This window comes from Streptomyces albireticuli (assembly GCF_002192455.1).
GTDB classification, from domain to species: domain Bacteria; phylum Actinomycetota; class Actinomycetes; order Streptomycetales; family Streptomycetaceae; genus Streptomyces; species Streptomyces albireticuli_B.
The window spans coordinates 1,927,093-1,939,327 of sequence record NZ_CP021744.1 but is presented as its reverse complement, the minus strand read 5'-3'; the positions used below and the strand labels follow the sequence as shown (position 1 = coordinate 1,939,327).

Annotated in this window: 6 protein-coding genes and 1 pseudogene; 6 read left to right on the top strand and 1 reads right to left on the bottom strand. The window is 73.5% G+C overall.

All coding sequences use genetic code 11. The features are described from left to right. Positions 1-5: 5 nt before the first annotated feature. A pseudogene (locus tag SMD11_RS37235) lies at positions 6-1,727 on the top strand (type I polyketide synthase); the annotation flags it as partial. Between the two features lie 48 nt (positions 1,728-1,775). Beyond that, positions 1,776-5,225, top strand: a complete 3,450-nt coding sequence (locus tag SMD11_RS37230) for a type I polyketide synthase (protein WP_418952510.1) — start codon at positions 1,776-1,778, stop codon at positions 5,223-5,225. A gap of 69 nt (positions 5,226-5,294) precedes the next feature. Here the strand turns inward: SMD11_RS37230 and SMD11_RS08250 are convergent, their stop codons facing one another. Then, complete coding sequence (locus tag SMD11_RS08250; protein ID WP_199843824.1) at positions 5,295-6,194, bottom strand: proline iminopeptidase-family hydrolase; 900 nt, start codon at positions 6,192-6,194, stop codon at positions 5,295-5,297. A gap of 230 nt (positions 6,195-6,424) precedes the next feature. Between SMD11_RS08250 and SMD11_RS08245 the strand changes: the two genes are divergently transcribed. From SMD11_RS08245 to SMD11_RS08225, 4 genes are read left to right on the top strand one after another with little or no spacing between them, the layout of a single operon-like run. After that, complete coding sequence (locus SMD11_RS08245) at positions 6,425-7,312, top strand: ACP S-malonyltransferase (protein WP_234365964.1); 888 nt, start codon at positions 6,425-6,427, stop codon at positions 7,310-7,312. Positions 7,313-7,362: 50 nt separating this feature from the next. Next, complete coding sequence (locus SMD11_RS08240) at positions 7,363-7,623, top strand: phosphopantetheine-binding protein (RefSeq protein ID WP_087925817.1); 261 nt, start codon at positions 7,363-7,365, stop codon at positions 7,621-7,623. A gap of 44 nt (positions 7,624-7,667) precedes the next feature. Beyond that, positions 7,668-10,799 (top strand): AMP-binding protein, encoded by a 3,132-nt coding sequence (locus tag SMD11_RS37015; protein ID WP_324614711.1) that lies wholly within the window; start codon positions 7,668-7,670, stop codon positions 10,797-10,799. Then, entirely contained in the window at positions 10,796-12,037 is a 1,242-nt protein-coding gene (locus SMD11_RS08225; protein ID WP_087925816.1) for an alanine racemase, read from the top strand. Before SMD11_RS37015 ends, SMD11_RS08225 begins: the two co-directional genes overlap by 4 nt. Positions 12,038-12,235: the final 198 nt, after the last annotated feature.

Sequence of the window (12,235 nt, the reverse complement as noted above, 5' to 3'; positions counted from 1 at the left end):
GGGTGATGGGCCTGCTGTCGGCCTCCTTCGGCCCGTACAGCGTCTCGGACCGGCGGCTCGTCGTCCGTATGCCGGAGGGCTGGACGTTCGCCCAGGCCGCGGCCGCTCCCGTCGTCTACCTGACGGCCTACTACGCGCTCGTCGACCTCGCCGGCCTGCGCTCCGGCGAGTCGATCCTCATCCACGCGGCCGCCGGCGGCGTGGGCACGGCCGCCGTGCAGCTCGCCCGCCACCTGGGCGCCGAGGTGTACGGCACGGCGAGCCCGCGCAAGTGGCCGACGCTGCGGGCCTTCGGCCTGGACGACGCGCACCTCGCCTCGTCCCGCGACCTGGGGTTCCACGACGCGTTCATGACCGCCACCGGCGGTCGTGGCCTGGACGTGGTGCTGGACTGCCTGGCCGGTGAGTTCGTCGACGCCTCGCTGCGGATGCTGCCGCGCGGCGGCCGGTTCGTCGAGATGGGCAAGACGGACATCCGCGATGCCGCCGAGGTCGCCGCCGCCCACCAGGGCGTCGCCTACCAGGCGTTCGACATGATGGAGGCGGGCCCGGACCGCATCCAGGAGATGCTCGTGGAGCTGGTGGCGCTCGTCGACGCCGGTGTCCTGAAGGCCCTGCCGGTCACGGCGTGGGACGTGCGCCGGGCGCCCGAGGCGTTCCGCTACCTGGGCCAGGCCCGCAACGTCGGCAAGGTCGTCCTGACCGTGCCGCGCCCGTGGGACGCCGACGGCACCGTCCTGATCACGGGTGGTACGGGTGCTCTGGGCGCGCTCTTCGCCCGTCATCTGGTCACCGAGCACGGTGTGCGTCACCTGCTGCTGACCAGCCGCCGGGGCCTCGGCGCGCCCGGTGCCGCCGAACTGCGCGACGAACTCGCCGCGCTCGGCGCGAGCGTCACCGTCGCGGCCTGCGACGCCGCCGACCGCGACGCGCTGGCCGCGCTCCTCGCGTCCGTACCCGCCGGGAACCCGCTCACCGGCGTCATCCACACCGCCGGCGTCCTCGACGACGCGACCGTCTCCTCCCTCACACCCGCGCAGATCGACACGGTCTTCGGCGCCAAGGTCGACGCCGCGGTCAACCTCCACGAGCTGACCAAGGACCTCGACCTCTCCGCGTTCGTCCTCTTCTCGTCCGTCGCCGGTGTCTTCGGCAACCCGGGCCAGGCCAACTACGCCTCCGCCAACGCGTTCGTCGACGCCCTGGCCCAGCGCCGCCGTGCGGCGGGCCTGCCGGGGCTGTCGCTGGCGTGGGGCCTGTGGGCCGGGGCGAGCGGCATGGGCGGCGAGCTGTCGGCCGTCGACCTGGAGCGGATGAACCGTTCGGGCATGCCGCCGCTGTCCACCGAGGCGGGCCTGGCCCTCTTCGACACGGCGCAGACCCTGGGCCTGGGCACCCTGGTGCCCGTACAGCTCGACATGGCGACCCTCGCGGCCGCCGCGGGCGAGCAGCTCCCGCCGTTGCTCAGTGGGCTGGTGCGGGCGCGTACGCGGCGGGCCGCCGCGCGTTCGTCGGCGGCGGCCGAGGGGCTGCGGCAGCGGCTGGCGGGGCTGAGCGGGTCCGAGCGTGAGGAGGCGATCCTCGATCTGATCCGGGCCGATGTGGCGGCTGTTCTGGGGCACTCCGGTCCTGAGGCCGTGGATGCGGAGCGGTCGTTCAAGGAGAGTGGTTTCGACTCCCTGACGGCCGTCGAGCTCCGCAACCGTCTCAACGCGGGGACGGGGTTGCGGCTGCCGGTGACGCTGGTGTTCGACTATCCGACGCCGCGTGTGCTGATGGAGTACGTGCGTGACGAGCTGGCCGGCGGCCTCGCCGCGCAGGCCGCCGCGTCCGCCGCGCCGGTGAAGGCGGTGGACGAGGACCCGATCGCGATCGTCGGCATGGGCTGCCGGTTCCCCGGCGGCGCGAGCTCCCCGGACCTGCTGTGGGACCTCGTGGTCTCCGGCGGCGACGCGATGACCACCTTCCCGACCGACCGCGACTGGAACCCGGAGCGGCTCTACGACCCCACGGGCGAGCGCCCCGGGACCTCGTACACCCGCGACGGCGGCTTCCTCCACGAGGCCACCGAGTTCGACGCCGGCTTCTTCGGGATCTCGCCGCGTGAGGCCCTCGCGATGGACCCGCAGCAGCGTCTCCTCCTGGAGACCACCTGGGAGACCATCGAAGGCGCGGGCATCGACCCGACCACGCTGCGCGGCAGCCGCACCGGCGTCTACGCGGGCGCCATCCACTTCGACTACGCCTCGCGCCTCGGCGGCTCCGTGCCCGACGACGTCGGCGGCTTCCTCGGCACCGGCACCTCCGGCGGTGTCATGTCCGGCCGCGTCTCGTACGCGCTCGGGCTGGAGGGCCCGGCCGTCACCGTCGACACGGCGTGCTCGTCGTCGCTGGTCGCCCTGCACATGGCCGTCCAGGCCCTGCGCTCCGGCGAGTGCGACCTCGCCCTCGCCGGCGGTGTCACCGTGATGTCCACCCCCAACGCCTTCATCGACTTCTCCCGCCAGGGCGGGCTCGCCCGGGACGGGCGCTGCAAGGCGTTCGCGTCGGCGGCCGACGGCACCGGCTGGGGCGAGGGCATCGGCATGCTGATGGTGGAGCGGCTGTCGGACGCGCGCCGTAACGGTCACCCGGTCCTGGGCATCGTCCGGGGTACGGCGATCAACCAGGACGGTGCCAGCAACGGTCTGACGGCTCCCAACGGTCCGTCGCAGCAGCGGGTCATCCGCCAGGCCCTGGCCGTGGCCGGTCTGTCGCCGGCCGATGTCGACGCCGTCGAGGCGCACGGCACCGGTACGACGCTGGGTGACCCGATCGAGGCGCAGGCGCTCCTGGCCACCTACGGTCAGGAGCGGGCCGGGGACGAGCCGCTGTGGCTCGGCTCCCTGAAGTCCAACATCGGCCACACGCAGGCGGCCGCCGGCGTCGGCGGTGTGATCAAGATGGTCATGGCGATGCGCAACGGCGTCCTGCCCAGGACGCTGCACGTCGACGAGCCCTCCCGGCACGTCGACTGGTCCGACGGCGACGTCGCGCTGCTGACCGAGAACCGTGACTGGCCGGAGACGGGCCGTCCGCGCCGTGCGGGTGTGTCGTCGTTCGGCTTCAGCGGTACGAACGCGCACGTCATCGTCGAGCAGGCGCCGCCGGCCGAGGAGGCCGGGCGGACCGTCGAGCGGGAACTGCCCGTCGTGCCCCTCGTGATGAGCGGCAGGACCGAGAAGGCCCTGGCCGCTCAGGTGGCCCGGATCCGCACGGCCGCCGCCGGGCGCGACCTGCGCGACGTCGGCTTCACGCTGGCGACGTCGCGGGCGCACTTCGACCACCGGGCCGTGGTGGTGGGCACCGAGTCGGCGACCGGCAAGGCGGTGGGCGGAAAGCTCGCGGCGCTGTTCACCGGCCAGGGCGCCCAGCGGGCGGGGATGGGCCGTGAGCTGTACGCGGCGTTCCCCGTCTTCGCGGAGGCCTTCGACGCCGCGTGCGCGGCGCTGGGCCTCGACCCGGCCGTCCTGGACGACGCGGAGTCGCTGGCCCGTACGGAGAACACGCAGCCCGCGCTGTTCGCCGTCGAGGTCGCGCTGTTCCGCCTGGCCGAGTCGTGGGGCGTCCGCCCCGACTACGTCGCCGGCCACTCCATCGGTGAGATCGCCGCCGCGCACGTCGCGGGGGTGCTCTCGCTGGAGGACGCGGGCAAGCTGGTCGCCGCCCGCGCCCGCCTGATGCAGGCGCTGCCCGCGGGCGGCGCGATGGTGTCCCTGCGGGCCACCGAGGCCGAGGTCCGTGCCCGGGCCGCGCTCGTGGTCGGCGTCGACATCGCCGCGATCAACGGGCCGTCCTCCGTGGTGATCTCGGGCGACGAGGACGCGGTCGAGCAGGTCGCGGGGCACTTCGAGAAGACCCGCCGGCTCGACGTCTCGCACGCGTTCCACTCGTACCGCATGGACGGGATGCTGGCGGAGTTCCGGGCGGTCGCCGAGTCGCTGACCTACGGCGTCCCGGCGATCCCGGTCGTCTCCAACCTCACCGGTCACCTCGCCACCGCGCAGGAGCTGTGCTCGCCCGACTACTGGGTGCGGCACGTGCGGGGCACGGTCCGGTTCGGCGACGGCGTCCGTACGCTGCACGACCAGGGCGTGCGGGTGTTCCTGGAGATCGGTCCGGACGCGGTGCTGTCCGCGATGGCCCAGGAGTGCCTGCCGGGCGCCCGTAACCTCGCGTTCGTCCCGGCGCTGCGGCGGGACCGCGGCGAGGCGCAGGCGGTCGTCACCGCCCTCGGTAAGCTGCACGTCGCGGGCGGCCGCGTCGACTGGGAGGCGTTCTTCGCCGGCACCGGCGCGCGCCGCGTCGAACTGCCGACGTACCCCTTCCAGCGCCGCCACTACTGGCTGGAGGGCGCTCCGGACGCCGCCGCGGCCGGTGGCGACGCCGAGGGCGGCGCGTCGCTCGGGTCGCTCGACGCGGAGTTCTGGGCGGCGGTCGAGCGGCAGGACCTGAACGCGCTCGCGGGCCTGCTGCCGTCCCTGGCGTCGTGGCGCGCGCGCAACGGCTCCGGTGCGGCGGCCGCGGCGGAGGCACCTCAGGACGGGACGCCCCGGATGGAGACGCCCCGGGCGGAGACGCCACGCGTGAAGACACCTCTTGTGAAGGCACCTGTGGAGGCACCTGTGCGAACGGTTCCGGTCGAGGCGTACCCGCCCCGGGCCTACCCGGCCGAGGCGTACCCCGCCGAGACCCGGCCCGCCCCCCGGCGGTCCGGCGGGTCCGCCCCGGCGGCGCCCTACGGGAGGTCGGCCCCCGCGGCCCCGGCCGCGCCGCACGGGGTGTCGGCTCCTCCGGCCCCCTACGGGGAGTCCGTTCCGGCGGCTCCGGCGGCCCCCTACGGCGGGTCCGACGATCCGGAGGCCCCGGTGGGTGACCTGCGTGCCTTCTACGAGCGCGTGGAAGGCCTGTCCGAGGAGGACCGGCTCGACGTCTTCTGCGAGATCCTGATCCGGGAGACGGCGGCGGTGCTCGGCCTCGACGACCTGGACGAGATCGACGAGGACGCGGACCTGCTCAACATGGGGTTCACGTCCCTGACCGCGGTGGAGCTCCGCAACAGGCTGGAGCGGATCACCGGTCTGGAGCTGCCGGCGACGCTGGTCTACGACCACCGGACCATCTACGACGTCTGCGAGTTCCTGCTGGAGGAGCTGGAGGACATGGCGGAGGAGATGGGGCTGTAGAAGCGGACTGGAACCACGGATCCCGGGGCGGGCGAGGGTTTCCCCGCCCGCCCCGGGCGGGCGCGCCCGTCAGCCCAGGGACGCCAGGTACTCCGTCATCACGTCGAGGAACCTCTCCGGTTCCTCGACGTGCGGCATGTGGCTGGACTTCTCCAGGATCTCCCAGCTCACGTCCGGTATCTCGTCGTAGAACGGCTGCACCGTCGCCGGGGTCGCCTCGTCGTGCCGCCCGCTGATGAGCAGCGTGGGCACCTCGACCGCGTGCAGCCGGTCGACGACGGACCAGTCGCGCAGGGTCCCGATGACGGTGAAGTCGTTGGGGCCGTTCATCGTGCCGTAGACCGTCGGGTCACTGGTGAGCGCCATGAGGGTGCGCATGACCTCGGGCGGGATCGGGTCGGCGCGGCAGACGTGGCGCTGGTAGTAGGCGTACATGGCGTGCTGGTACTCCGGGTCGTCGAACGCCCCGGCCGCCTCGTGCCGGTCGAGCGCCTCCTGGAGGGCCTCCGGCAGCCCGGCGCGCAGCCGCAGCGCCTCCGCGCGCCACAGCGGCATCGACGCGGGCGAGTTGGCGATCACCATGCCGCGCAGGCCGGCGGGCTGCCGCACGGCGTGCTCGGCGGCGAGCATGCCGCCCCAGGACTGGCCGAAGAGGATGTAGTCGTCGGCGACGCCGAGGTGGCCGAGGAGGTTGTCGAGCTCGCGGAGGAAGAGGTCCACCGTCCAGAAGTCGGCGCCCCGGTCGGGCAGGTGGGTGGAGGCGCCGTTGCCGAGCTGGTCGTAGTGGATGACCGGCCAGCCCTGCCCGGCCAGTTCCGTCAGGGACAGCAGGTAGTCGTGGGTGCTGCCGGGGCCGCCGTGCATGACGACCAGCGGGGGGTTGCCCGCGTCGAGTTCACCGGTGACGCGGTACCACGTCCGGTGTTCGCCGAACGGAACGGTTCCGGTGGCGCTGGGAGTTGCGAACAAAGCTGGAGACACCCCATCTGATAGTGCTGCGACGTGCACTTCAGAGTGCCTCCACGGCCGCCCGCCCGGCCACCCCGATAGGGGCTGTATCCGGGCCGGTAGGGGTATCGCGAAGGGTCTCGCGGAGCCGACCATTTGATGTGTTGCCTGAGGTATCACTCGATATCACTCGGTACTGCTGACCGACGACGACAGGTTACTGGATGAGTACGGCTGTTGTATTTCCCGGAATGGGACCGAACCGATTCGCCGACGCGGCGAAATTCATGATGGTCAACCCCTCGGCGAGGCGGCTCCTCAAGGCCGCCTCCGATGCCGTCGGGTATTCCGTCATGAACAGGTTCAGGGATTCCGAGGACGACTACTCCGAGGCCGCCCAGGTCGCGTTCTTCGTGAATTGCGTGGCGCTGGCGGAGTGGGCCCGCGAGCAGTACGGGCTGGAGCCGGCGCTGTGCGCCGGGCCGAGCTTCGGGCAGAAGGCGCTCACGGCGTTCACCGGCGCGCTGCCGTTCGAGGACGCGGCGCGCCTGACCGCGCTGCTGGCCCGCCGCACCGAGGAGTACTTCGCGACCGAGCACCGGGACCTCGTGACCCTGTCGTTCGTGCGGGCACCGTGGGAGGCGCTCGCGCCGCTGCTGGAGGAGCTCACCGAGCGCGGCGAGTGGCACGACTTCTCCTGCTACCTCGACGACGGCTTCTACATGCTCACGCTGCGTGCCCAGGCCGTCGAGGAGTTCGAGCGGCGCATTCGGTCGATCGGTGGTCTGCCGCTCTACACGATGCGCCCGCCGATGCACTCCTCGCTCTTCTCCGGACTGCGGCGGAAGGTGGCGGACGAGGTGCTCGGGGAGTTCCGGTTCGCCGACCCGCGGATTCCCGTGGTCGCCGACTCCGACGGCTCGGTCGTACGCACCGGCGACGGCATCCGGGACATGCTCCTGGACGGCTATGTGACGGCCGTCCGCTGGCCCTCCGTCGTCGCGACGTTCAAGGAACTCGGCGTCACCAAGGTGTGTGTCGCCGGACCGGACAGGCTGTTCGGCCGGGTCGACTGCACCGTCAGCAATTTCGAGGTACTGGCCGCCGATCCGGTCCGCGCCATGCGCCCCCGTACCTGAGGCAACGCACGCCCGAAGCACAAAGAACCGTGGAAGAGGAGACGACCGGTATGTGGGACCAGCAGTTCGAGGACATTCTGCGCCGCGCCCTGCCGTACATGGAGCCCGGGGAGACGATCCTCGCCGACCTGGAACTGCGGGACTACGGGCTCGACTCCCTCGGCATCGTCGATCTCCTGATGGACCTGGAGAGCACCTACGGCGTGCAGTTCCGTGACGAGTCGTTGTCCCGGGAGACCTTCGCCACGCCCGCCGGGCTGTGGGCGACGCTCTCCTCGCTGACCGGCGCCGGCCCGCTGCCGGCGGCCTGACCCGCACGGAACGACCGAACCACGCACACGAGGGGGCGAGGGGCATGGGGCCCGACTTGGAGAACACGCTGCACGGACGGTTCCTGCGGGGACTGTCCGTGGCCGGGGACCGGGACGCGTTCCGGGCCGGTGAGCACGGCGTCACCTACGCCGACGCCCACGCCACCGCGCTGACCTGGGCCGGCACCCTGCTGCACGCGGCGGGCCGCCCGCCGCGCGCGGTCGGCGTGCTCGCCAACAAGAGCGGCACGGCCTACCTGGGCATGCTCGCCGCCCTGTACACCGGTGCCGCGGCCGTGCCCCTGCACCCCGACTTCCCCGCCGCGCGCACCCGGCAGGCGATGGCCGACGCCGGCGTGGAGGCCGTCATCACCGACGGGCGGGGGGCCGGGCTCCTCGCGGAGATCCTGCCGCCCGGCCACGGACTGCCCGTGCTGGTCGACGGGGACAGTGGGCAGGGCCTGCGCCCCGACCCGGGGCTCGCCCTCGCCGCGCCCCGGCCCGCCGCCCCGTCCGACCCCGCGTACGTCATGTTCACCTCGGGCTCCACCGGCCGCCCCAAGGGCGTCCCGGTGAGCCACGGCAGCGCGGCCCGCTACTTCGCGACCCTCGACGCGCGCTACGACTTCACGCCCGACGACGTCTTCTCGCAGACCTTCGACCTCACCTTCGACTGCGCCGTCTTCGACCTGTTCTGCGCCTGGGGCGCCGGTGCCCGGGTGCAGCCCGTGCCGGGGCCCGCCTACCGGGCGCTCCCCGAGTACCTCGCGGAGCAGGGCGTGACGGTGTGGTTCGCCACCCCGAACAGCATCGCGCTGACCCGCCGGACGGGCGCGCTCACCCCCGGGGCGATGCCGGGGCTGCGCTGGAGCCTGTTCGCCGGGGAGCCGCTCATGGACGCGGACGCCGCGCAGTGGCAGGCAGCGGCCCCCGGCTCGGCGGTGGAGAACCTTTACGGGCCCACCGAACTGACCATCACCTGCACCGTCCACCGCTGGTCGCCCGCCACCTCGCCCGGCCGCGCCGTCAACGGCGTCGTCCCGATCGGCGCCCCGCACCCCGGCCTCGACGTCTTCCTGCGGGACGACGACGGCACGGCGCACGCCACCGAGGGCGAGTTGTGCGTGGCAGGCCCGCAGACCTGCGCCGGCTACCTCGACCCCGCCGACGACGCGGGCCGGTTCCTCGAACGCGACGGGAAGCGTTGGTACCGCACGGGCGACCGGGTGCGCCGCGACCCCGACGGCGAACTCACCTTCCTGGGCCGGGTCGACGACCAGGTGCAGCTCCAGGGCTGGCGCGTCCAGCTCTCGGAGATCGCGCACGCCGTGCGCACCCACTGCGCGGGCGTCGAGGACGCGGCGGCCGTGACCGCACCGCTGGGCGGCGACGGCGAGGAACTCGTCGTCTACTACACCGGCCGCCGCGCCACGCCCGTCGAGCTGGCCAGGGGGCTCCGGGCGGCGCTGCCGCAGGGCCTCGTACCCCGCCGCTTCCAGCACTTGGACGTGTTGCCCTTGAACGCCAACCGCAAGATCGACCGGGCCGGGCTCAAGGCCCGGGCGGCCCGGGACTTCGGCACGGCCGGGGAGCCCGTACGGGACACCCGCCCCGCGCCCGCACCGGCGGCAGCCCACTCGGGGCTCCTGCACGACATCCTCGCCGCGGCCGTGGCGGCCCGACCCGACGCGGTGGCTCTCCGGGACGGGCGCGTCTCGTGGACGTACGCGGAACTCGCCGCCGAGGCCGCCGCCGCCGGCCACTGGCTGGAGCGGCACGGCGTCGTACGCGGCGACCGCGTCGTCGTCCAGCTGCCCAACACCGGCGAGCTGGTCGCCCTGTTCCACGCCTGCGCCCGGCGCGGCGTGACCATGGTGCCGCTCAACCCCGGCATGAAGGAGTACGCGCTCCGGCAGGTCCTCGCCGACTGCGAGCCGGCCCTCGCCGTCACCGCCGACGAGGGCGCCGCCCTGCTGCGCGGCGCCGGCGCCGGGGTGCCCGTCCACGCCCTGTCCGCCGTGCGGGAGGGGACCGCGGCCCTGCGCGGCCTGCCCGAACCCGCGGCCGCCGCCGCCCCCGGCGACATCGGCGTGCTGATCTACACCTCCGGCAGCACCGCGGCCCCCAAGGGCGTGGTGTGCCCGCAGGAGCGGATGGCCTTCGCGGCCCGCGCCATCCAGCAGGAGCTCGGCTACCGCGCCGACGACGTCGTGTACTGCCGGCTGCCGCTGTCCTTCGACTACGGCCTCTTCCAGATCCTGCTGTCGGCCCTGGCCGGCGCCGAGCTGGTGCTGGCCGGAGCCCAGCCCGAGGTGAAGCTCCTCAACGAGATCCGCGAGTGCGGCGCGACCGTCTTCCCGGTCGTCCCCTCGCTGGCCACCATCCTCCTGCGGCTCGTCGCCCGCGCCCCCGGCGACACCCGGCTGCGGCTGTTCACCAACACCGGCGCCGCCCTCCAGCAGGCCACCATCACGGGGCTGCGGGAGAACTTCCCCGGCGCCCGGGTGGCGCGGATGTTCGGCATCACCGAGTGCAAGCGCGTCTCGATCATGCCGCCCGGCCAGGAGCTGGAGCGCCCCGGGTCGGTGGGCCGCCCGCTGCCCGGCACGCGGGTCGAGATCCTCGGCGAGGACGGCGGCGTGCTGCCGCCCGGCGAGGTCGGCGAGATCACCGTCACCGGACCGCACGTCATGGCCGGTTACTGGCGCGCCCCGGAGATCACGGCCCGTACGTTCCGCCCGGACCCGCGCACCGGCGGCACCCGCCTGCACACCGGCGACTACGGGCACCTCGACGCCGACGGCTACCTCTACTTCGAGGGCCGCCGCGACGACATGTTCAAGCGCCACGGCGTCCGGATGAGCACCATCGAGATCGAGGCCGCCGCCATGGACGTCCCGGGCGTACGGGCGGCCGCCGCGCTGGTGCCGACGGCCGGCCGCGACCTGACCCTGTGCGTGGCGGGCGACCTCACCCCGCAGGAGATCCGGCGGGAGCTGGCCAAGCGGCTGGAGCCGGCGAAGGTGCCGGCCGACGTCCGGGTGCTCGCCGACGTCCCGCTGACGCTCAACGGCAAGAGCGAGAAGAAGCAACTCATCGCGCTGCTCGACGGGTCGCCGACCCCCGGGCAGCCGGCCGGCGTCCCCGCCGGCGAGGGCAAGGAGGGCACGGCGTGAGCCGCACATCCGCAGAGCTGACCGAGCGGTTCGGTTCGCCGCTGTACGTCTACGACCTGGACCGGCTGCGGGAGGCACGGCGGGCGCTGCGCGCCGCGCTGCCGCCGGAGTTCACGCTGTTCTACTCCCTCAAGGCCAACCCGCACCCCGAGCTGGCCCGCGCCCTGGGCGAGGGCGAGGGCGCCTGCCGCGCGGAGGTCAGCTCCACCGGCGAGCTGGCCTCGGCACTCCGGGCGGGCTTCCCCGCCGCCGGGATCCTCTACTCCGGGCCCGGCAAGACCACCGGGGAACTGCACGAGGCCATCGGCCACGGAGTGCGCCAGTTCTCCGTCGAGTCGCTGACGGACCTGCGCCGCGTGGGCGCGGTCGCCGAGGCGCACGACGCCGTCGCCGACTGCCTGCTGCGCGTCAACAGCGAGGCGGGCGGCGCCTCCACCAGCATCCGTATGACGGGCACCCCCTCGCAGTTCGGCATCGACGCCGAGACCCTCGCCGGCAGCGTCACCGACCTGCTGTCCGTGCCGGGCACCCGCGTCGTGGGCGCCCACTTCTTCCCGCTCAGCAACTCGCGGGACGAGGAGAACCTCATCTCCGAGTTCCGGCAGAGCATCGAGACCGCGGCCCGCCTCCGCGACGAACTCGGCCTGCCGATGCGCTTCCTGGACATCGGCGGCGGCTTCGCCGCGCCCTACGCGACCCCCGGCCCCCGGCCCGTGTACGAAAAGCTCCGCCACGAGCTGGAGAGCGCCCTCGACCTGCACTTCCCCGGCTGGCGCGAGGGCTCCGTGGAGATCGCCTGCGAGTCCGGCCGGTACCTGGTCGGCGGCTGCGGCGAACTGCGCACCACCGTCACCAACATCAAGGAGAGCCGGGGCCGGAAGTTCGTCATCCTCGACGCCGGCATCAACACCTTCGGCGGCATGGCCGGCCTGGGCCGCCTGCTGCCGCTGGCCATCGACGTCGACGCGGCGGACGCGGCGGACGCGGCGGCCCCGGAGGAGACGGTGAGCCTCGTCGGCCCGCTGTGCACGCCCGGTGACGTCCTCGGCCGGAACGTACGGGTCCCCGCGCTCGCGGAGGGTGATGTGGTGACGATCCCGAACGCGGGGGCGTACGGGGTGACGGCGAGCCTGCTGCACTTCTTGAGCCGGCCGGCGCCCGCTGAGGTGATCGTGGCGGGTGGGGAGGTCGTGTCGGCGACGCGGCTGGATTCCGTGCGGAGCGTAGTGACGGGCTGATTCTTCCCCAGCCCCGCCCCTTCCCGACCCCGGTCCTCAAGCGCCGGACGGGCTGAAATCAGCCCGTCCGGCGTTTGAGGACACCGCGCGTCAGCGCGGAAAAGGGGGCCCGGGGGCGAAGCCCCCGGTTACGGGAAGGGGCGGGGCTGGGGAAAAAGCCCCGCGCAGCGGCACCCCACCCCACCCCACCCCCGAACC

Coding starts and splice junctions, on each gene's coding strand:
- SMD11_RS37230 (WP_418952510.1), top strand. CDS start 1,776: ATGGAGTACGTGCGTGACGAGCTGGCCGGCGGCCTCGCCGCGCAGGCC.
- SMD11_RS08245 (WP_234365964.1), top strand. CDS start 6,425: ATGGGACCGAACCGATTCGCCGACGCGGCGAAATTCATGATGGTCAAC.
- SMD11_RS08240 (WP_087925817.1), top strand. CDS start 7,363: ATGTGGGACCAGCAGTTCGAGGACATTCTGCGCCGCGCCCTGCCGTAC.
- SMD11_RS37015 (WP_324614711.1), top strand. CDS start 7,668: ATGGGGCCCGACTTGGAGAACACGCTGCACGGACGGTTCCTGCGGGGA.